This window comes from Pantoea sp. OXWO6B1, from assembly GCF_001641135.1.
GTDB lineage: Bacteria > Pseudomonadota > Gammaproteobacteria > Enterobacterales > Enterobacteriaceae > Pantoea > Pantoea allii.
On record NZ_LWLR01000001.1, the window covers coordinates 3534191 to 3555167 of the forward strand.

General features: G+C 51.3%; 22 protein-coding genes, 2 tRNA genes and 1 pseudogene. 15 read left to right on the forward strand and 10 right to left on the reverse strand.

The features are described 5' to 3' along the window. Window positions 1-131 precede the first annotated feature (131 nt). Window positions 132-207 (forward strand) — tRNA-Asn (locus tag A6A26_RS18625). A gap of 167 nt (window positions 208-374) precedes the next feature. Further along, a pseudogene (locus tag A6A26_RS24955) lies at window positions 375-758 on the forward strand (Arm DNA-binding domain-containing protein); the annotation flags it as partial. Here the strand turns inward: A6A26_RS24955 and A6A26_RS18630 are convergent. Further along, the gene (locus A6A26_RS18630) at window positions 705-902 is read right to left on the reverse strand and encodes a hypothetical protein (protein ID WP_063880114.1); all 198 of its coding nucleotides are present in this window, start codon (window positions 900-902) and stop codon (window positions 705-707) included. The pseudogene A6A26_RS24955 and the gene A6A26_RS18630 overlap by 54 nt on opposite strands. 529 nt (window positions 903-1431) lie before the next feature. Between A6A26_RS18630 and A6A26_RS18635 the strand changes: the two genes are divergently transcribed. The 5 genes from A6A26_RS18635 (at window position 1432) to A6A26_RS18655 (ending at window position 5978) form a co-directional block, all read left to right on the forward strand. After that, window positions 1432-2343: a siderophore ABC transporter substrate-binding protein gene (locus A6A26_RS18635; RefSeq protein WP_063881207.1), complete on the forward strand. Its 912-nt coding sequence runs from the start codon at window positions 1432-1434 to the stop codon at window positions 2341-2343. A gap of 29 nt (window positions 2344-2372) precedes the next feature. Then, window positions 2373-3332: an ABC transporter permease gene (locus A6A26_RS18640; protein WP_063881205.1), complete on the forward strand. Its 960-nt coding sequence runs from the start codon at window positions 2373-2375 to the stop codon at window positions 3330-3332. Further along, window positions 3325-4287: an iron chelate uptake ABC transporter family permease subunit gene (locus A6A26_RS18645; protein WP_216639867.1), complete on the forward strand. Its 963-nt coding sequence runs from the start codon at window positions 3325-3327 to the stop codon at window positions 4285-4287. Before A6A26_RS18640 ends, A6A26_RS18645 begins: the two co-directional genes overlap by 8 nt. After that, on the forward strand, window positions 4284-5042 hold the full coding sequence (locus tag A6A26_RS18650; RefSeq protein WP_063880115.1) for an iron ABC transporter ATP-binding protein: 759 nt from the start codon (window positions 4284-4286) through the stop codon (window positions 5040-5042). Before A6A26_RS18645 ends, A6A26_RS18650 begins: the two co-directional genes overlap by 4 nt. Window positions 5043-5576: 534 nt before the next feature. After that, entirely contained in the window at window positions 5577-5978 is a 402-nt protein-coding gene (locus tag A6A26_RS18655; RefSeq protein ID WP_063880116.1) for a hypothetical protein, read from the forward strand. A 127-nt stretch (window positions 5979-6105) separates the two neighbouring features. On the opposite strand, the gene A6A26_RS18660 is transcribed toward A6A26_RS18655, so the two are convergent. After that, entirely contained in the window at window positions 6106-6573 is a 468-nt protein-coding gene (locus A6A26_RS18660) for an Lrp/AsnC family transcriptional regulator (RefSeq protein WP_063881208.1), read from the reverse strand. A gap of 280 nt (window positions 6574-6853) precedes the next feature. Between A6A26_RS18660 and A6A26_RS18665 the strand changes: the two genes are divergently transcribed. The 4 genes from A6A26_RS18665 to A6A26_RS18680 all read left to right on the forward strand — a co-directional run bounded on the left by A6A26_RS18665 (window position 6854) and on the right by A6A26_RS18680 (window position 10595). Further along, window positions 6854-7480 (forward strand): LysE family translocator, encoded by a 627-nt coding sequence (locus A6A26_RS18665; RefSeq protein ID WP_063880117.1) that lies wholly within the window; start codon window positions 6854-6856, stop codon window positions 7478-7480. 176 nt (window positions 7481-7656) lie between these two features. Further along, complete coding sequence (locus tag A6A26_RS18670) at window positions 7657-8289, forward strand: TetR/AcrR family transcriptional regulator (RefSeq protein WP_063880118.1); 633 nt, start codon at window positions 7657-7659, stop codon at window positions 8287-8289. Between the two features lie 79 nt (window positions 8290-8368). Next, on the forward strand, window positions 8369-9766 hold the full coding sequence (locus tag A6A26_RS18675) for a D-arabinono-1,4-lactone oxidase (RefSeq protein ID WP_063880119.1): 1398 nt from the start codon (window positions 8369-8371) through the stop codon (window positions 9764-9766). 1 nt (window position 9767) lies between these two features. Continuing rightward, complete coding sequence (locus tag A6A26_RS18680; RefSeq protein WP_063880120.1) at window positions 9768-10595, forward strand: glycosyltransferase family 8 protein; 828 nt, start codon at window positions 9768-9770, stop codon at window positions 10593-10595. Between the two features lie 77 nt (window positions 10596-10672). On the opposite strand, the gene A6A26_RS18685 is transcribed toward A6A26_RS18680, so the two are convergent. Beyond that, window positions 10673-11794, reverse strand: a complete 1122-nt coding sequence (locus tag A6A26_RS18685) for a Gfo/Idh/MocA family protein (protein WP_063880121.1) — start codon at window positions 11792-11794, stop codon at window positions 10673-10675. A gap of 319 nt (window positions 11795-12113) precedes the next feature. Here A6A26_RS18685 and A6A26_RS18690 point away from each other — a divergent pair. Continuing rightward, a tRNA-Asn gene (locus A6A26_RS18690) sits at window positions 12114-12189 on the forward strand. Between the two features lie 218 nt (window positions 12190-12407). On the opposite strand, the gene A6A26_RS18695 is transcribed toward A6A26_RS18690, so the two are convergent. Then, window positions 12408-12629 carry a SymE family type I addiction module toxin gene (locus A6A26_RS18695; protein WP_063880122.1) on the reverse strand — a complete coding sequence of 74 codons (222 nt, stop codon included), beginning with the start codon at window positions 12627-12629 and terminating at the stop codon, window positions 12408-12410. Window positions 12630-13143: 514 nt separating this feature from the next. On the opposite strand from A6A26_RS18695, the gene A6A26_RS25595 reads away from it, so the two are divergent. Beyond that, on the forward strand, window positions 13144-13293 hold the full coding sequence (locus tag A6A26_RS25595; protein ID WP_156506680.1) for a hypothetical protein: 150 nt from the start codon (window positions 13144-13146) through the stop codon (window positions 13291-13293). Window positions 13294-13443: 150 nt separating this feature from the next. On the opposite strand, the gene A6A26_RS18700 is transcribed toward A6A26_RS25595, so the two are convergent. From A6A26_RS18700 to A6A26_RS18715, 4 genes are all read right to left on the reverse strand, one after another. Continuing rightward, a complete protein-coding gene (locus tag A6A26_RS18700) occupies window positions 13444-14280 on the reverse strand; it encodes a hypothetical protein (RefSeq protein ID WP_063880123.1) in 837 nt (278 codons plus the stop codon). Window positions 14281-14316: 36 nt separating this feature from the next. Further along, window positions 14317-14799, reverse strand: a complete 483-nt coding sequence (locus A6A26_RS18705; RefSeq protein WP_063880124.1) for an Hcp family type VI secretion system effector — start codon at window positions 14797-14799, stop codon at window positions 14317-14319. Window positions 14800-14830: 31 nt separating this feature from the next. After that, on the reverse strand, window positions 14831-15313 hold the full coding sequence (locus A6A26_RS18710; protein ID WP_063880125.1) for an Hcp family type VI secretion system effector: 483 nt from the start codon (window positions 15311-15313) through the stop codon (window positions 14831-14833). 491 nt (window positions 15314-15804) lie between these two features. Then, complete coding sequence (locus tag A6A26_RS18715) at window positions 15805-16827, reverse strand: LLM class flavin-dependent oxidoreductase (RefSeq protein WP_063881209.1); 1023 nt, start codon at window positions 16825-16827, stop codon at window positions 15805-15807. A gap of 257 nt (window positions 16828-17084) precedes the next feature. Between A6A26_RS18715 and A6A26_RS18720 the strand changes: the two genes are divergently transcribed. Together A6A26_RS18720 and A6A26_RS18725 are read left to right on the forward strand one after the other, a co-directional pair. Then, complete coding sequence (locus A6A26_RS18720; RefSeq protein WP_063880126.1) at window positions 17085-17999, forward strand: ketopantoate reductase family protein; 915 nt, start codon at window positions 17085-17087, stop codon at window positions 17997-17999. A gap of 92 nt (window positions 18000-18091) precedes the next feature. Then, window positions 18092-19150, forward strand: coding sequence for a LacI family DNA-binding transcriptional regulator (locus A6A26_RS18725; protein ID WP_063880127.1), 1059 nt, complete (start codon window positions 18092-18094; stop codon window positions 19148-19150). Between the two features lie 103 nt (window positions 19151-19253). On the opposite strand, the gene tmaR is transcribed toward A6A26_RS18725, so the two are convergent. Further along, window positions 19254-19580 (reverse strand): PTS system regulator TmaR, encoded by a 327-nt coding sequence (gene tmaR / locus A6A26_RS18730; protein ID WP_063880128.1) that lies wholly within the window; start codon window positions 19578-19580, stop codon window positions 19254-19256. A gap of 160 nt (window positions 19581-19740) precedes the next feature. Continuing rightward, window positions 19741-20796, reverse strand: coding sequence for an FUSC family protein (locus A6A26_RS18735; protein WP_063880129.1), 1056 nt, complete (start codon window positions 20794-20796; stop codon window positions 19741-19743). Window positions 20797-20977 lie beyond the last annotated feature (181 nt).

Sequence of the window (20977 nt, forward strand, 5' to 3'; positions counted from 1 at the left end):
GGAACCTTACAAAGGGATTATTGCGGGCGAAATAACCAGGCTGTTGAAACCTTCAGCAAAGGGTTCAGAAGCCGGTAAAACCGCTTTGACTCAGCATCCTGACTCCATTAGTATGCGCCCTGTAGCACGATTCCTCTGTAGTTCAGTCGGTAGAACGGCGGACTGTTAATCCGTATGTCACTGGTTCGAGTCCAGTCAGAGGAGCCAGATGTATGTTTTCATGCATCTTAACGAATCTTTATACGATTAAGATTCAACACGTTAGCGTGAAAATTCTTTCCGATGCATTTTCATTTTCCCCTCCGCATCGGGAAAGATTGGTGGTCTGATTTGGGGTCATTTCAGTTCGATAATGGCGTAACCACTCTACGTCCCTGAACGACACGACAATCCGCAGCGTAAAACCATCCGCTAAACCTTACAAAGTTTCCGATTCTCATGGCCTGTCCCTTTTCGTCAATCCAGCCGGTTCACGTCTCTGGTGTCTCAAATTTCGTATCAATGGTAAAGAATCCCGCCTCGGCTTAGGTGCCTATCCCGATGTTTCTCTGGCTTATGCCCGGCAGCAACGTGATGGCATACGCAAGCTGCTGGCGCAGAAAATCAATCCAGCACAGCAACGTATCGCCAGGAAAGCTGCCCGCTCACCGGAAAAAACGTTTAAGCACGTTGCATTGGGCTGGCATAAGCGCAACAGAACATGGTCACAGAACCACTCCGTCCGTCTGCTTGCCAGTCTCCGGTTTTTTTCCTTTCCATATACCCGGGTCAGTCCCGCAGATTGTCGTTTTGGTTAGTTTAATAATAGCATCAGTAGCTTCCATAACCGTTGGACGAACCCTTTCCTCAACACGAATATCATTTCCCCCGTGATAAACCATTGCTTTCATTTTTCTTTGCATGTTAATCACCCTTCTCTTTTTTTATAAAATCGCTCCAGTTTAAATAACATTGAAAAAAAATACTCACAAAATTATCTTAGTTTTGAAAAACTAAACTATTGGGGATTAGCTCACAAAACCAGCGTGATATTAATTGGCATTAAAGTCCGCCACCCGTTATTAATAACTTAGCACCCACATGAGACCGCTATTAAAATAGATAGAAAACACGCCTGGTGAGAAAGATTATCCGATTAATTTTGGCTGAATTGGTTAACAGATTGGCTATATTGCGCAATGACACTTTACTTTTAAATCCATATCATTTTTAGCGATCATGTCTATATTGATCGTATGCGCAAACCGTCATATCCCTAATTAACAACTTGTGGCGATATCGAACCCATTATTATGATGTTCAATGCAATGGACATGATGTGCAGCGCATTGACGCCGACAATTACGGAAATTCAGCATGTTCAACAGGCAGACTGTCCTTGTACTCATATCAAACGGTTATTATCCGCGCCCATCGTGTGTGGTAGTGGGCATGAAGTATGCGCTGGCGATAATCTCACTGACATTCTTTGTTCTTTTTCCGAGCATGTTGCAAGCCGAAGAGATAACCGTTCATCATACTCAGGGGATAACCAGCGTACCGGTCAAGCCCAGGGTTGTGGCTGTACTTGATATCGCTGCACTAGATACCCTTTCCACGATAGGGGTTGATGTTGCGGGCGTTCCCACACTCAACTATCCCCCTTATCTCGCTAAATTTGGGGAAAGCCGTTACCGGAAGGTTGGTTCACTTTTCGAGCCCGATTACGAAGCACTTAATGCGCTGTCCCCTGACCTGATCATCGTGGGGGGACGTTCATCACCCAAGTACACTCAATTAGCAAAGCTCGCCCCTACCATCGACCTTAGTCCTGACTTTCAACACCGGGTTGACAGCGCCATATCGCATGCGCAGCTTCTTGGAGAAATATTTGGGAAGCAAGCCGAGGTTGACCGTCGTACCAGCAAGCTACGTGCAACAGTAGAGGCACTTCGAGCACAAACGTCGAAAATAGGGACAGGACTGCTGGTGATGACCAGCGGTGGACGCATCGCGGCGCTCGGCCCAAACTCTTGGTTTGGTACACTTTATAACGACTTTGGCGTGCAACCCGTGACGCGCAAACTGGATGATGGCCCTCACGGCCAGGTGATATCCTCCGAGTTCATTCTCGAAACGAATCCTGACTGGCTTTATGTGATTGATCGTGACGCGGCCATAGGGGAAAAAGGAGCATCAGCCCAACAGCTGCTGGATAATGAACTGGTGCGTCAAACTAAAGCCTGGAAGGCTGGTCACGTTGTCTACCTTGATCCTGTCGCATGGTATATTGTTGGCGACGGACTCACTGCGCTTCAGTCAATGGCTGATGAAGTTTCCCTGGCAATAACGAAGACAAAATGACGTCTCCAGCGCACGTTGACAAATCGTCAGTGAAAGGACTTTTGATCGCACTGAGCGTTATCGGATTGCTTTCCCTTATTAGCCTCTTTATCGGTGCGACGACAACTTCGCCTGTATCGCTTTTTGCAGGCAATACGACATCGACTATAAGCATTCTGCTGGCTAGCCGCATTCCGAGGACCCTTGCATTGCTCCTCGCTGGAAGTTCCATGGCTGTTGCTGGCCTGATCATGCAAATGCTTTCGCGAAACCGATTCGTGGAGCCTGGCACAGCAGGTACGATTGAGTCCGCCACTCTTGGGTTATTGCTGGCTGCGCTACTGGCCCCCGGGCTGCCTGTGCTCGCGCGCATGCTTGTGGCATGTTGTACCGCCCTTCTGGGAACACTGCTGTTCCTTGTCATCCTGCGACTGTCGCCCATGCGCTCGCCATTAATGGTTCCGCTCGTCGGCCTGATGCTCGGCGGCGTAATCAATGCAATGGCGACATTTCTTGCCTACCGCTTCGACCTTATTCAGTCCCTCGTAGCCTGGTCTACTGGGGACTTTTCATCGGTTCTGCGCGGCCGCTATGAACTACTGTGGATCTCATTTGGCGCAGCCGTCCTCGCTTACATTGCAGCCGACAGGTTCACTGTGGCAGGACTTGGACAGAATTTCGCAAATAACCTGGGCCTGAACTATCGGCTGACACTCATTACCGGGCTGGTCATCGTTTCAATCGTAACGGCTGCAGTGGTCGCGACGGTAGGTGCAATTCCCTTTGTCGGTCTTGTCGTGCCAAATATCATCAGCATGATGATAGGCGATAATTTGCGCAGGTCAGTACCCTGGACCGCCACTCTCGGCGCCGGTTTCGTACTGAGTTGCGACATTCTAGGTCGCTCCGTAAACCAACCCTTCGAGATCCCAGTGGGCCCCATCATAGGGATTGCTGGCAGTGTGATTTTCCTTTTCATCCTCAAAAGGGGAGCTGCACGATTTGATTGAATCTCAAGAGATAAGACCCGTTATAGTAATCATTTTGCTCGCTACACTGACATTACTCTTATCAGTGGCTTTCATGACAGTCGGTGCAGGAGGACATTGGTCTTTTGTGCTACCTCTTCGTGCACAAAAGCTCGCAGGGCTTTTGTTAGTTGGTTATTCGATAGCCGTCTCTACTGTGCTATTCCAGACCATAACCCAGAATCGTATTCTGACGCCATCCGTCATGGGTTTCGATGCACTGTACGTATTTATTCAGACCTTAGTGGCATTCACCATAGGCTATGTCCACGACGCTACCATCAACCCATTTCTACGTTTTGCAGTCGAGACATTCGTCATGATCGGTTCAGCAACCCTGCTCTATAGCAGACTCTTCGCCGGGGGGCGCAGAGACCTGATGTTTCTGGCGATGGCCGGTCTCGTTTTCGGTGGGCTACTGCGAAGTCTGTCAAATTTCCTGCAGCGTGTTATCAATCCGGGGGAATTCGCCGTCCTGCAGGACCGCCTCTTTGCAAGCTTCAATCTTATCGACGCCAGCCTGCTATCCATAGCAGCAATACTTGTCCTTAGCGTCTCGCTGACAGGCTGGAGAATGCGGCACAGCTTTGATGTGTTGGTGCTAGGGCGAGACACCGCGATCAATTTAGGCATTGATTACAAACGAACGGTTAGAGCCATCCTGATGATGATTGCCATCCTCGTATCGGTCTCTACGGCATTGGTTGGGCCGGTTACTTTCTTCGGCCTGCTGGTAGCCAATCTAACTTATCGTTTTGTCGGGAATGCGCGGCATGCTCTGATGCTACCGGCCTCTGTGCTGATCGCGATGACGTGTCTGGTCTGCGGGCAGTTTGTTCTGGAGAGGCTATTTGGCTTTAATACCGGCCTGAGCATTATAATTGAGTTCTTCGGCGGTATTACTTTCATTATATTAATCATGCAGAAGGCGCGATGATAAAAACGCACGCACTCACTAAACGGTACGGCACAATTACGACTGTGGACAACGTCTCAGTGAGTATACCTAAAGGCGGACTGACATCCATCATCGGTCCTAATGGTGCAGGTAAATCCACACTTATGATGCTCATTAGCAGGTTATTGCCAGCAACCAGTGGAACAGTGACGGTTGACGAGATGAATGTCGTTAACACGCCCACGAACATACTTGCACAACGTCTGGCAATTCTACGCCAGGATAACCATACCAGCGTGCGCCTGACCGTCAGTGACCTGGTAGCTTTTGGCCGCTACCCGCACTCGAAAGGACGTTTCACCCAAGATGATCGAGAGCATATTGAGCATGCACTTGAGTATCTGGACATAACATCGTTGCGCGATTGTTTCCTTGACGAGCTTTCAGGTGGACAGCGCCAGCGCGCCTTTATTGCAATGGTCCTGTGTCAGGACACCGATTACCTGTTACTCGATGAACCCCTGAACAGTTTAGACCTCAAGCATGCTACTGCTACAATGAAGATTCTTCGAAGAGCAGCAGACGATCTTGGTAAAACCGTCGTATTAGTGCTTCATGATATCAACTTTGCTTCGTACTATTCAGATCACATTATTGCGATGTCCGCAGGCAAAATATATTGTGAGGGTTCTCCTGACCAGGTTATTAGAGCTGAACGTCTCGGCCAACTTTATGATATGAAGGTTAGTGTCCATGAACTGAGTGGGCAACGGATAGTGACTTACTACGAATGATATACAAAATATTTTAACGTTGCCCTTTCAGACATCTGAATAAACTGTTTTCGTGAAAAAAAAGCATTAATAAATATAAATCACATGCAAATACTTTCATGAAAATAATGTACCGTGTTAAACAGTTGAGAGAAAACAAGGCGAATGTGACGGGTGCTGGTGGTCCTGACAACCGCCATTTTTCGGTTTCGCTTGTCATTCAGCCAGTTAATGGCAAAGGCGATCCTGGTGAGAGGAGCAAGATTTAGAGAAGCCCGCTCAGGGAAACCTGAGCGGGCTTTTTGCGGGGTATCGCTAACGCACCTTGAAACCCGATTGATGTTGGCAGGCAACACTTTCAGATGGCCTCACTGTTTACACATCGATCATGATTGCCTTCACGCGACGGGCAACGTCCATACATTTCCCTTTCCAGACGGGCACTGATCAATAAAAAATTCGTTTATCAATGGTTTATAGATCGGTAATCAATCGGGATGCTAGTGTTCTGGCTGATAAAAAATTTATAATATGCCCCCCACTGAGAGGCAGTTGATGAGTACGCGCTTTCTTTATTTTGCCTTAACAGTATTGCTAACTGGATGTGTAGCACGGTCTCATGAACCCGATCCGTTACAGGTGCAGTTCGCTAATTATGGCACGCTGCCTAATAACTATAAAACGCTAGTCAAAGATACGTTTTATTATCATCTAAAAGATCCCTATAGCGCCCATTATCGTTTTTTCCAGCCCTATAGAGGATATTCATGGATCATGAATGTTCCCGAAGATAAAGAAGAATTGATGTTCGGTTGGATCATTCCCGGCATGGTTAACGCTAAAAACAGTTACGGAGCCTATGTCGGTCAGAGGAAGTTCATTGTGATTTATTCAAATGGCCAATATCACAACCTTAACTACATCAAAGGTACAAAAAAAATTGGCCGGCCGCTTTAAAACTACATGAGCTTTTGGCCGTTGAGCAAGCCGGGAACGTATCGGCGTGACATCAGGATAGAGCCACCATACGGAGTATGATGGCCAGGCGATAACAGAACCTGGATTTACCAGAGCCATGGTTTCATTATGTGCTTTTAATCGGGTAGGTCGTTAAAGGTTTAATTTCCTTTAAGACAAACATGCTTTGCATCTCTTTGATACGCGGCAGCCTGCGCACGACAGACATGGCGAAATCGGCGTACGAGTCGAGGTCGGTTGCCACCACCTGCAACAGAAAGTCAGCGTCGCCGCCTATGCTGTAGCAGGCCACAACGTCCTCCAGTGCGGTCACCTGCTGCTCAAACTTTTCCGCTTCAGCTTCGCTGTGACAGTCAATGACCACCCGAATAAACACCATTACCCCAGAGCCGGTTTTTTTTCGATCCAGTACCGCCCGATAGCCCTGTATCACGCCCTGTTCTTCCAGTTTGCGAACTTTGCGCCAGCACGGTGAGGCGGACAGGCCAATTTTATCGGCCAGTTCCTGATTGGTGATGCGCGCATCGCCCTGCAATACGCTTAAAATTTTTATTTCTGTCTTGTCGAGTGCCATAGAGGTCAGTTCCTTTCCGATTAAGGCATAAAACAGGTAAATTCTTGCAAAGAGTAAGGCATATCGACGTGATTCAGACAACCCATTTCTGGTCAGCTCCGGCATACTGTATTCACCCTGTGTTGTGTGCGGTGCGAGAGGTGAATGCATTACAGACAGGATGAAACGCAACGAAGTAAGGCGGATAAGGGCATTTTACTTCGCCTCTGAGCGAGCGTGCTGTCAGGGCTACAGGACTCGTGAACAGACGCATACATGTCATCTAAAGAAAGGAAATGCTATGCCTGCCAATGCAGAATTACTGCCTTATGTTTTGGCGCTTGGCCTGGCCGCCGCGATTCCTGGCCCGGGCATGACGGCGATTGTCGCGCGCAGCTTAAATGGCGGTTCACTGGCCGGCTTAGCCGCCCTGGCGGGCGTGATAATGGGCGATCTGTTTTATCTCACCCTTGCCGTTTTTGGCCTTGGCGTGGTCGCGCATACCTATACCGCTCTCTTTACCCTGATTAACTGGGCGGCTGCACTTTATTTGGGTTTTCTGGCCTGGCAGTTTTGGTCTTATCAACCCCATGCAATCAACATCGACCAGAAAGTGACGCGTCAGCAACTGGCTTCAGCCTGGCTGTCCGGTCTGAGTATTACGCTGGGTAACCCCAAAACGATTGCTTTTTATCTGGCAATACTGCCGCTGGTGATTTCCCTGGAGACGATCTCACTGAAATTTTGGGGGACAGTGCTGGTGCCCGTTACCGCCGCGGTATTACTGGCTGTCGGCGCAATGTTTATATTGGCGGCGATGAAAATCCGGGTTTTTCTGACCAGCCCGCAATCGCTGCAGATAATGTACAAAGTGGTAGGCGTGATTATGCTGCTGGCCGCCATCGGTATGATCGTAAAAACGCTGTAATGCAGCAATAACGTCAGAGGGGAAAAGGTGCCGCTGCCTTATCGAGAACGCACCTCAGAACAGACTGATTAATCCTGATTGGCCGGGGGATTTTCCCCTGTCGGCGCAACAGTATTGTTTCGCTGTGGTAGTATCAGCCTCTTACTTTCTCGTTATCAGGCAACCCGTTGAGCACTATGTCGGACACTACGAAACGCAAAAACGATCCCGAAGGGCTTAAAAAACGCATTCTGGCTGGTGCACTGAAAACCTTTGCCGAATTTGGTATGCAGGGTGCTCGCCTGGAGCAGATTGCCGAGAATGCCCAGACCACCAAACGCATGGTGGTTTACCATTTTGGCAATAAAGAGCAGCTCTATATCGATGTGCTGGAACAGGTTTATCAGCAGATCCGGGAACACGAAACCGGCCTGAATCTGGCGGCAATGCAACCTGAGCAGGCCATAACCAAACTGGTTGAGGCCAGTTTTGATTACCATGTTTCTCATCCAGACTTTATTCGGCTGATCTGCATGGAAAACCTGTCCCGCGGTCGCTATATCGCGCAGTCAGCCCGCCTGGGCCAGCTGAACCGTAGTGCGCTGGATCTGCTGGATGACATCCTCAGTCGGGGACAGCAGCAGGGGCTGTTTATTCAGGAAGTCGAGACGCTGGATGTACATCGCCTTATCAGCAGTATCTGCGTGCATCAGGTATCGAACCGGTTCACGTTTAATACTCTGTTCAGCCCCGACAAAGATGAAGCGGACATTATCCGTCGTAACCGCCAGTTAGCGGTCACGGCCACCCTGCGTTATATCTGTCGCTAGCGGCCAGCATCCCGGGCGTAAAAAGCAATAGTCTATGCTTAAGAGGTATTTTTAATATCACTTAACTAAGGACTGCAGTTTGAGCAGAGACGCCAACCTTTATCCGCTACGCCAGACCCACCTTGATCCGCACGATGATGCTGTCTGGAACTGGGCGCAAAATGCACAAATTGGGACGCGCCAGCAGGTAAAACGCCCCGCTGATGAAGCCGCGCTTCAGCAGTTATTGCGTGAATCCAGTGGCAAGGTACGCGTGACCGGCAAAACCTATTCCCCTGGCAGAATGTTGTCCGTGCACCCGGACGAGTTGCTGCTGGATCTCAGTGCGCTGACCGGCCTTGTCCGCAGCGACGAGAACAGCGTGACCTTCGCGGCTGCCACACCGCTGGAAGACATCTACAGCACCTTGACCGACATGGATCGCATGCTCGCCTCTTCGCCCGGCGTCATTTCCGTACAGACGCTGGCGGGCGCAATGGCGACCGGCACCCACGGTCAGGGCCTGCAACAGAGTTCGATTGCCGATGAAGCTGAGCACATCCGCATGGTGCTGAGCGACGGTTCAGTTCGTGAGCTGTCACGTGGCGATGCGGATTTTGCTGCTGCGCAGGTTTCCCTTGGCGAGCTTGGCATCGTCACTGAGGTCACCTTGCGCACCCAGCCTTTTCGTATTTTCACCTGCCATAAAAATGCGGTTCCCGCAGATAACCTGGAAAGCGATTTGCTGCGCTGGAATGACGAATACGAACTCAGCAAAGCCTGGTGGTTTGTGGATGACAACCTGATGCACGTGTGGAATGCGCATCAAGCCAGTGAAGACGAGATCCAGCATTATGAGAAGAATGGCCGTGAAGTCGTGGAGCACGCTGATGAAGGTGATGACAGCCTGAACGACACCATCGATCAGACGCTGGAACATATGCATCGCGACACGCAGATTCACGGTAAAGGCGGCAAACAGTTCCGCACCGTGACACGTTTTCGGGATTTTACCGATGTCACCGGCGATATCTATCAGCTGTTCTGTCGCGGCATTGCCGTGCCGCAGATCAACGTAGAGATCGGCGTGCCGCTGGAAAAAACACCGGCGGTTATCCGCAAGATTAAACGCTGGTATGCCGAAAATCGCCCGCACATGCACTATCCAATTATCCTGCGCTGTACCGGTGCCTCATCGGCCTGGCTGAGCCCAGCCTTCGACCAACCCACCTGCTTCTTTGGCTTTGTGGTGTATTACGCCGATGACGGTTCCCTTTCTGAAGCGGGCCTGCACTTTTTAACTGAGGTGGAGAAACTGCTGGCAGAAGAAGGCGGTCGTCCTCACTGGGGCAAATATTATGATGCCTCGCTGTACCGTTGGCAGGATCTCTATCCCCACTGGGGAGCCTTCCGCGCCCTACGGGAGCAGCGCGATCCGCAAAGCCGCCTTAGCAACGACTACACCACCGCACTGTTTAATGAAACCGATAAGGGATGATATGTTTGCCTGGGTAACCTTACTGACGCAACCGGATTATCTGGTGGGCGTGAAAGCGCTGCACCGTTCACTGATGCAAAGTAAAACGCGCTGGCCACTGGTGGTCATGGCAACCGATGCCATTGATGCACAAGACTGCGCCGCACTGGAAGATGAAGGCTGTGTGATCCATCGTGTTGACGGACTTTATCCGCACAGCGATCTGAACGCGCACTATGCGTCTGAACGCTTCGGGGAAGTCTGGACCAAACTGCGTGCATGGCAGTTGACCGATTATCAGCGGGTCGTGTTTCTGGATGCCGATATGCTGGTCTTACAGAACATGGATGAACTGTTCTCACTGGATCTCGGTGACAACTTTCTTGCTGCCTGTCATGCCTGCCGCTGCAATCCCAACCAGATCGACGCCTATCCTGACAACTGGCAACCCGAATTCTGTCACTATACCTGGCAGGAACGTGAGGAATCGCCACCCGCGCATCTGGATGACTACCTCAACGGCGGCTTTCTGGTACTGAAGCCCGATAACGGCGTGTTTGAAAAACTGGAAGCCCGCATTGCGGCTATCGATGACCTGAGCGAGTACACCTTTTCCGAGCAGGATTTGCTGAACGAGGCCTTTAAAGGCCAGTGGATGCCGCTCTCTTATGTTTACAACGCCCTGAAAACGCTGCGTTTCCAGCATGACAAACTGTGGGAATGTGACGACGTCAAGAACCTGCATTACATTCTGGATAAGCCGTGGCAGCGCGATCTGTCTCAGCCTGTCAGTCAGCGCGATCGCTACTATGCGATGGACAAGCTGTGGTGGGATAAAGCGTCAGCCTGATCAACGCTGACCGGCCCCGACATGATGCTCGGGGCCGACTTTATGTTGTGCAGCCATAAGTATGATGTAACTAAGACCTATACCGCCTTCCAGCGTCTTTCTGCTGCCGACAGGGCTATCGCCTCCAGCACCTTCTGCACCTGCAATCCTTCTGCAAAATCTGGCCACATGCGGTCGCCCGCAGCGATACCATTAATCAAATCGCGAATTTCTACCGTTTTCTGATCGTTAAAGCCGATGCCATGGCCTGCCGAAACGCAGAAGTTAGCATAGTCCGGATGCGCAGGCCCGATTAGCAGCGTTTTGAAGCCCTGCCGCCCTGCCGGTTCATCATGAATATAGAGCTCAAGTTCCGCCATGCGCTCCTGGGTATAACGCAGCGTGCCTTTGGTGCCGGTCACGACATAGGTCAGCCCCATCTTGGCGCCGCAGGCGATGCGCGAGGTTTCAATTACGCCGTGCGCGCCATTGTGAAAGCGCAGCAAGGCACTGGCCTGGTCTTCATTTTCTACCGGCAACTGACGGCTCAGGTCTTTTGGGTCCGGGCGGGTTTTAATCACCGTCATCATATCCCCACTGACTTCAGCAATGTTGCCTACGAGATAGTGCGCCATATTGACGATGTGCGCGGCCAGATCCCCCAGTGCACCTAACCCGGCCAGCGCTTTCTGGCAGTGCCAGTCGAGCGGCGTTTCCGGCTTCGCCAGGTAGTCTTCATTATGGGTGCCATAAAAATGCACCACCTCACCGATTTCGCCCCGCGCAATGATTTCTTTTGCCAGCTGGCTGGTGGGATTCTTCATGTAATTGAAGCCCACCAGGGTTTTAACCCCTGCCGCATTGGCCGCCTCTACCATCTCCTGCGCATCGGCCACCGTCAGAGACAGCGGCTTTTCAGAATAAACGTGCTTGCCGTTGGCAATGGCAGCCAGCGCCATCTCTTTGTGCAGGAAATTGGGCGCGCAGATGTCTACGACGTCAATATTCGGGTCGCATACCAGCGCATGCCAGTCACCCGTGGAGCGGGAAAAGCCAAAGGTGGCGGCCTGCTTTGCCGCCAGTTCGGGATTAACCTCTGCCAGCATCTCACGCACGATCTCCCCTTTTAACGCAAACACCGCCGGTGCCTGGGCATAGGCGATCGCATGGCAGCGACCGATATAACCGCTACCGATCATGCCGATTCTGACTTTATTCATTTTGACTCCGGGCTGACAGAGAAAGGATTAAATGAAATTTAAATTCCATTTAAGGGTATTTCAAACTAAAAATGAAATAACTGTGACGAACCTAAAGAACATTCGTGCAACCAGGCCTTTCAGAGTCGTTAAGAAATGGAACAGAGATTCTGTTTATTGAATAAAAGGTGCAGTTTGCGGCCATTTTTGGCGGTCACAAAGCAGAGCGGAACGGCTGAACCGCGGGAGTTGGCGAGTATTTCAGCAATTAGACAGTTTTGTGAAAAAGAGCTTTGACAAGCCTGCGGGACGTCGATAATATGCGCCCCGTTCAAACGATTCCTCTGTAGTTCAGTCGGTAGAACGGCGGACTGTTAATCCGTATGTCACTGGTTCGAGTCCAGTCAGAGGAGCCAAATTTTAAGAGCCCGCTCAGGGAAACCCGAGCGGGCTTTTTGTTTTTTTATTTTACCCACCAGCGCTGACGGACGTCAGGTAGAAGAAGACGGCAAGTCGTGCTGGATGCTAACCGGGCTGGCGCGCAGGGCTTTTATATTTAACCAGGCGTTGCTACCTGCGTGCGGCAAAAGATGAAGATCGTCCTTAAGGCGTTTTTTGGCCTGACGCTTCCCCTTTATGACTTATCGATCCGCAGCACAATACATCCCAGGCTAATTTCTGCCGTCACCCGCGTGCCGGTTTCAAATCCGACTTCACGCAGCCATTTACCACTTATATTTAGCGCAGGTGTGCTGGTATCGCCAAAATTAGGCACATAGCCGACTTTGTATCGACGCTGGGTTTTAAAAGATACTGAGACAGGTGCAGCATCAGAAGGTCTTAAGTTCATAGTCATTTGCAAGCTCCTGGTTAAGAGGATGATTCCATGATAAGAGGTGCCCTTTTCAACGGTGATGGGCTGACCGCATTGTGAACGTCTGCTTATACTAAACCCGCGTACCTCATAACTTACTGCGTCCTTACCGCGCACCTTAGTGTGCTCTCACACAGCCCACGTGATAATGATGCGTAGCAAAGCTGACGAGGTTTAAAAGACGCAGGCTCGCATGATATCGCCGGGAAAGTTTTCGCTGCAGACGTCCCGTCACTGGGTTTTGCAAGTGCCCGTAAACGATAGCGTTTTTGACGCCTGCCAACAAGCCAGACTCTGGAAGCCTCCTCGCATAACGCTAAAAATAGCCCCCTTTCTGCACGATCCCCTGCCGCCGTCCTGTGCTTTAATAACCCCAGCGATCGTGCCAGTGCGCGCTGTAAGGACAGTGCTTAACGACGCAGTGCCATGAGCAGTGAATTTCTGATTGACGTAAGGATGTAAAAATCCCTTCCCCACAGCGCGGCGGTTTTTTGGTTTGCCCATCGACACGTTACACGCGATGGAAGGCCTGCGTCTGACTCTTCGCCCCGGCACTGTGCCTGAGCGAGTGGGCAAACTGGTTAGCGGAAAAACGCCTCAACTCCCACTGGGCTGGGTCGATTTCGCCCTGGCGCAGACGGTGTAACCTGGAGGCCGGACTCGACACCGGTATTCATGGTCGTTGCATATGAGGGGTAATCGGAACCGCAGGTCCGCCAAACAAGCAGCGGCCGACCCTGAGAAATTCACCTCAGGGCGCTGTACAGCCTGTCATTTTATTAGGAAAAATAGCGGATTATGGGAATTTTAAGTTGATAAGAGTACTGTACTGCGTGCGTGACAGACTTAGCGGTGACTGGTTTCTGAAAAAAACTTTCACAAACGGGTTGCTGGTGCCATACAGCTCGACACGCTTATATTCATTGTGAATAAACTGCTGCAGGATAGTCGCCATATCCTGCGCCAGGTCCGGTGTCATCGCGTTATGAGAGGCTACGGTTTGCTCAAAGCTGAGTGGTATGCGCATTTCCGTATCAGGTTTAAAATTGGCACGTTTACGTTCAGCTTCCACTTTAAACTCTTCAAAGGCTTCGTGTGTTGAATTGAATGTATCAGCCAGCGTTTTGATATGTGCAGCCATCTGGTTAACAGCAAACGTTCTTTTTGTGACGAAATAGCCGCCTACACTCGAAGCGATGGACGCAATAACAGGAAGAGAACCACGCCCAATAATACTTCCCAGACCATTTAAGGCTGACCATAAGGCCATACCTGTCGCGCCGGTAGAGCTGGCTACAGCACCTGTCACAATCATACTCGCCTGCTGTACTTTTACGCCCGCAATACGATTATCCAGGCGACGAATCTCCCCGCCCGGTTTTCTATGCGACGCAGACTCTTCATTCCAGCTTTTGAAGCGGCGGTTATTTTCATCTTTATAATTCGACATCGCATAGGCAATCTGGCTTGTTTCCGTTTTACTGAGCTGGGCGATTTCTTTTGGCTCAAACGATCTGACTAAAATCAGGGCTTCTTCAAGCACCTCTTTTGTCAGAAAATTAGCGGAACCCGCAGGGTTAGAACCAGGGTCCGTAGTAAGGCCCTCAATAAGGTTAACTTTGGGAAATGCCATAACGCCCTCTCTGTTTGATGCCGCCTGACGAAGTGATTAGCTTTCTTTATTTTGTTTAATATCCCAGCCCATCTGCACCGAGGCTGCTTTACTTCCCTGAGAAGCCTGCTCCCAGTATTCCAGTGCCACTTTGCTGGCCTGAAATGCGTATTGCATCCCCAGCGTGGAGGCGTGACCGACTCCGGTAAAGTCAGTCTGTGTCACCAATACATCTTGCAGCGTGATACGGGTATACTCCACTTCCTGTCCGCCCGCTTTACAGACAGACAGTTGAACTTTTGGCAGATGTTTACCGGTGGCGCAATATTTCACTAACGCAGGCGTGGCTTTATCGATCAATGCCTCAACGCTTAGATCATGATAATTAACTTTCCCTGCTCCACCGCCGCCGCCAACAGCCATATTGCCTGGCTGCTGCGCTCCCCAGTTAAATGACAGGACATCAATCCATTTTTTATGATTCGCATTTTGCGATTCGCCTTCGATTCCATCTATTTTTAAAAATATATCAATAGCCATTTTTCACCTTTATATTTCAGGGCAGATTCACTCAGCTCTCTTTATTTTGTTTAATATCCCAACCGGCTTTGGTTTCCGCGCCTTTGGTGCCGCTTGCGCTTTGTTCCCAATAGCTGGTTGAAACTTTGGATGCCTGAAAAGCGTAGTCAACCACAATAGTGTCACTTTGCCCGATGCCGTTGAAATTGGTCGCGGTAACCAGAACATCTTCTAATACGATTTTGGAATACTCAACCTGGCTTCCACCGGCTTTACAGACGGACAGTTCAACTTTTGAAACATGCTTTCCGCTGGAACAGTATTTAAGAATGGCAGGCGTGGATTTATCGATTAACGCTTTAACACGCAGATCGTTGAAATTCACTTTCCCTGCGCCGCCACCGCCTCCCACCGCCATATTGCCGGGTTGTGAAGCCCCCCAGTCAAATGACAGCACGTCGGTCCATCCTTTATGGTTGCTGTCCTGGGATTCTCCTGTGGTACCTTCAACTTTCAAATAAATATCGATCGCCATTAATTTTTTCCGATTACGTTGTGATGAGGATAAAACGGGCGTTGCAATCCGTTATGTTCAGTAGGTTTCGACAAAATTTAGTGCCATTTGATATTAAAAAATATAAAGCAGCGTGCAATGACTGTCGTAGCGTGCGAACAAGAAATAAAAAGACGCCTGCGTGTTTTACGCAGTGAAAATGAATATGTCAGGATATCTAAAATAGAGGTATCCTTTTGAAGATCTTGATACATTAATAAAATTAACATGACTTCATGTCAATTAATTTACAACTCACGCTAAATTATTGGGATAAATCTGAAAGCAAATATTTTTGAAAGGTTATCGTTTCAAGAGGTAATAGTTTTAACCAAAACGCGGCACTGCCATCGACCTAATCGGCAGGCGTTGGGAGTGCGAGGGCTGCCGAAGTGGGGTGATTATTGAATAAAAAAACCCCACGCAACCAGTGCTGCGTGGGGTTATCAATCGGCGCTGGAACCAATCAGGGCTTAACGCCAGCCCAGCTCCGGAGCCACATACTTCAGAATCGATTCTATGACGTGCGCATTGTAATCCACGCCCAGCTGATTCGGCACGGTCAGCAGCAAGGTATCGGCTTCAGCTATTGCTTCATCCTCTGCCAACAGCTTGATCAGTTTTTCCGGTTCGGCGGCATAGCTGCGGCCGAAAATGGCGCGGGTTTTCTCATCCAGAAAACCCACTGAATCCTGATCCTGTCCACTGCGGCCAAAATAAGCCCGGTCCATATCATTTACCAGTGCAAAAATACTGCGGCTGACGGAAACCCGTGGCTCACGCTGGTGCCCTGCCGCTTTCCAGGCTTCACGATAGGCGCGAATCTGTTTAGCCTGCTGAATGTGGAACGGCTCGCCGGTTTCATCATCTTTCAGCGTCGAGCTTTGCAGGTTCATGCCCATCTTCGCCGCCCATACGGACGTAGCGTTGGAGCCGGAACCCCACCAGATGCGATCGCGCAAGCCTTCAGACAGCGGCTCCAGGCGCAGCAGGCCGGGTGGGTTTGGAAACATCGGCTGTGGATTGGGTTTGGCAAAACCTTCGCCACGCAGCGCATCCAGGAACACCTCGGTGTGACGACGGCCCATGTCGGCATCCGTCTCGCCTTCCTGCGGTGCGTAGCCAAAGTAGCGCCAGCCATCAATAACCTGTTCTGGTGAACCGCGGCTCAGTCCCAGTTGCAGGCGACCGTTAGAAATCAGATCGGCCGCACTCGCGTCTTCCACCATATAAAGTGGATTCTCATAGCGCATATCGATAACGCCGGTGCCTATTTCAATTTTTTTGGTGCGCGCGCCGACGGCTGCCAGCAGCGGAAACGGCGAGCTGAGCTGACGGGCAAAGTGATGCACACGAAAATACGCGCCGTCGGCGCCCAGTTCTTCTGCCGCCACGGCAAGATCGATAGACTGCAGCAATACGTCCTGAGCCGAACGGGTGGCTGACTGAGACGAAGGTGTCCAGTGGCCGAATGAGAGAAAACCAATATTTTTCATCTGTGACGTCTCCTGACGAAAGACGGTTGCTTTCGCGTTATAAACCGTAATGCACAAAGGGTACGCCAGCTTGTCCATCACTGATAGTGAATATCCTTAAGCGCTACGTTCAAGAATTTTGACATAAGGTTAGCCTGCCAGTCCCTATCCTGTTGGCGTTCAGGTTGTAATATTACTTGCGAGCGCGTTGGGTTTTGACGCATAACAGAAATTGCGGCGCTGTGTTAGGGCAGACGCTTTTCATACAAGGATATCGGATGCGCATTTTAATGGTGGGTGCCGGAGCGACCGGCGGATATTTTGGCGCACGGCTGGTACAGGCCGGGCAGGATGTGACCTTTCTTGTGCGTGAGCGCCGTCTCAGTCAATTACAAGAAACCGGCCTGGTGCTGCAAACCCCATCCGGACGCGAAGTCCTGCAACCGCAGTTAGTCACTGCTCCTGCGCTGAACAGCCCCTTTGACCTGATCATTCTGACCGTTAAAAGTACCGGCCTTGAGCAGGCGTTGCGCGATATGAATAACGCGGTCGGGCCAGAAACCCTGATTATGCCGATTCTCAACGGTATGCGGCATTTCGATACCCTGATTGCCCATTTTGGCGCAGACAAGGTGGTGGGCGGCCTGTGCAAAATTAACGCCACGCTTAACGAACAGGGCCATGTGGTGCAGCTCACGCCACTGCATCAGCTCTATTACGGTGCGCTGGATGGCCATAACGACGCACGGCTTCAGCAACTGGATGCGGCGCTACGCACCTGTGCGGTAGAGACGTTTTTTACCGAGGATATTATCAGTGAACTGTGGGAAAAATGGCTGCTGTTAAGCACGTTAGGCGCGGTCTGCTGCCTGGCGCGAGGTAACACGCAACAGGTGCTGAACGCTGAAGGCGGCGAGATGCTGCTTCAGGGCATTTACGCTGAGGTGCTTCAGGTTATTTGCGCCGAGGGTTATCACCCCCGCCCTGCCGTTACCGCCAAAATTTATCAGTGGCTGAACAATCCGGCCACGCCGATGACGTCTTCAATGTATCGTGATTTGACCCAGGGTTTCGCGATTGAAGCAGAGACCATCATTGGCGACCTGCTGTTGCGCGCCAACCGTCATAGTCTTACGGTGCCGCTGTTGAATGCGGTGAACGTTAACCTGCAAATCTATCAACAGAACCGTTAAACACGGAAGTGATGAGAAAGCAGCCGCGCCGTTGCAGGACGCGCGGGTAACGGAATTTTGTTACACTCGCTGCCTCATCTTATGGAGGAATAATGACGTCCCGCTCTGTGACCCTTGATGATGTTGCCCAACTGGCTGGCGTTTCCTATCAAACTGTTTCTCGTGTACTTAACCGGTCTGAGCAGGTCTCCCCCCGCACCCGAGAAAAAGTTGAAGCGGCGATGCAACAACTTAACTATGTTCCCAACCGGGTCGCGCAGCAGCTGGCGGGAAAAGCCACCCGCACCCTGGGGCTGGCCACCAGCAATCTGGCCCTGATGGCACCGGCGCAAATTGCCTCGGCCATACAGCAGCGCGCCGCCAGAGCCGGATACCACCTGGTTATCGCCATGGACAGTGAAGACAACCCCGAAGCCACGGTGAATGAACTGATGGCCCAACGTGTTGATGCGGTGCTGATTAATATCCCTTTAGAAGCGGCTGAGGCAGAAAAAATCCGCGCGATGTGTGGCAAAAAACCCGTACTGTTTCTGGATGCCGATCCGCATGCTGTTGTCTCTCACTGCCAGTATTCAAACGAACAAGGGGCACGAGCCGCCGTGGCGCATCTGATTGCCCTTGGACACCGGCAAATCGGCCTGCTCAATGGCCCTGTGCGCTCGATATCGGCGCGTCAGCGCGAAGCCGTCTGGCGTCAGGTACTGGCCGATCATCAGCTCTCCCCCTGCTGCGTACTGCGCGGCGACTGGAGCGCAAAATCGGGCTATCAGGCCATGCTGACGCAGCTACCCGATGCCCTGCCCCAGGCGCTGTTAGTGGCGAATGACGAGATGGCGTTGGGCGCAATGCGGGCGCTGCATCAGCACGGCGTGGCGATCCCGGCCGATATTTCCATTGTGGGGTACGATGACACGGCGGAAAGTGCCTGGTATCAGCCCCCGCTCACCACCGTTCGTCAGGACCTTCAACAACTTGGCACCCACAGCGTTGATCGGGTGCTGGCCGAACTGCGCGGTGAGGCGGTGACGTCCCGCATACTGGAGCCGGTTCTGGTGATACGGGAAACCACCGCCGTACCCGCCAGCCAGGACCTGGACTTATCCGATCTGGCCCGTCAGCTGCAGCAGATTGCGCGTAAGCTCTCGGGTTAAGCGTTTTAGCCCGCCATGCGGGCGCAAAAAAGCCCGCCCAACCTTGAGGGTTGCAGCGGGCCGGTGATATCGGTAACGGACGTTCTGCGCTAGCGGCGCGCCATTACGGCGCTTTTGTCTCACCCACGCCCAGCGTCTTGAGCTTTTTAGACAGCTCACGGCGCTCTTTAGACAGGTCAGCATTTTTGATGATGTATTCATCAACGCGATCTTCATAGTCAGCACGCATGCTGGCGATGATTTCCTGAATCGCCTCAACGCTCATGCCGGGTTTAATGTATTCGCTCAGGTTATCCAGCAGCAGTACGCGCTTTTGGTTGTCACGAATTTTCTTCTCATTATCGACAATTTCACGCTGCAGTTTGTTCTTGCGGCGAAACGTACGCACAAACTCAAGTACGTCCTGAAATGATTGCTTGGCATTTTCCATGATGGCACCTTTCTTTAAGCCTGCTAAAGCAGGGAGAGAGTCAAAACGATCAGCTTAGCGGCTAGCCAGCCTTATGGGCAATTCTCACAGCTAAATTCGGACTGGCTCTTATCTTAGCGCAAAAAAACCGGGTTTCGCATTAAGTCATTGTCTGAGGTGATTATTTACGCAGCGCCAGACGCATCAAATCGGTCATGCGCTCCAGTTGCTTCGCCAGCTCCAGACTCAGCCAGACATAGCCGTAAATCGGCGTTTCCTCCAGACGGTCGCTGCCGTCGGCGATCAACTGCTTAAGTTCTTTGACGATTTCTGTTAACTCATGGTTGGCAGCAATAATGTCATAGGTTTCCCCCTTCACCGCCATCACCGATAAGGTGCGTAACGCGTTTTCCGTCATCTGCTGGGTACGACGCAGCGCCGGCGCGTTCAGCATAATCAGATGGCTTTCCCGCGATGCCCACCAGGCATTAATTTGCATCTCAATGGTGTACACCATATTACGGTTAATGGTCTGAATCGCTTCAAACACCGAACGGGGAATGCGCGTTTCCTTACTGGACGGCTCCAGTAAAGCCCGCATTTTGATCACGCTGGTGAGCAGTTTACCAAACGGCTTGTTCAGTCGCGGCTTGTCCACCAGGTTGGCCGAAAACCCCGCATGATAGATTTTTGCCATCTCGCCCAGCGTATCCGAAAGTTGGATACGCCAGTGAATATACGCGCGTTGCGCCCAGACGGCGGTAAATATCAGCGCCAGCAGCGAGCCTAAAATCACATCGCCACCGCGCCACATGGCAACGGTGAAATCCCCCACCGGCGCGCCTACCACTACACAGAGCGTGATGCCAATCAACAACGCCATATAGGGATGTTTTCCCAGGGTCAGATAGCCGCTGATAAACATAATCAGCCCGCACCATGCCAGCATGCCCGGCAGCGAAATGATCTCCAGCTTGAGCGCGATTAATCCCGAAATGGAACCGGCAATCGTGCCACCAATGCGCTGAATGGCGCGGGGAAACACATTGCCCCACGTCGAGATCGGCCCCATGACGACCACCAGCGTAATCAGCGGCCAGGTGCCTTCGGGGATTTCAGTGATGCGGACAAATAAAAAAGCAAAGAGAAACGCGACCGCGATGCGCAGACCGTGCACGCTGCGGTAATGACGATACAACCAGAATTCCAGATTTGAGATGGGCTTATCAGAGCGCAAGGTGGCTGTCCGCTGGTAAAAAGGTGATTCTACGCGATGCGCCCTGTCAGTCCTGGCGCGCCGTCAATATTTTAGTGAATGCCTGAAGCAATGGGCCATTATCTCCGACCCGTGACCGTAAATCAGCAAAATTAACCGCTCAGTTGGCCAGGCGGTCCTGAGGCAGGCGATCGCCCGGCAC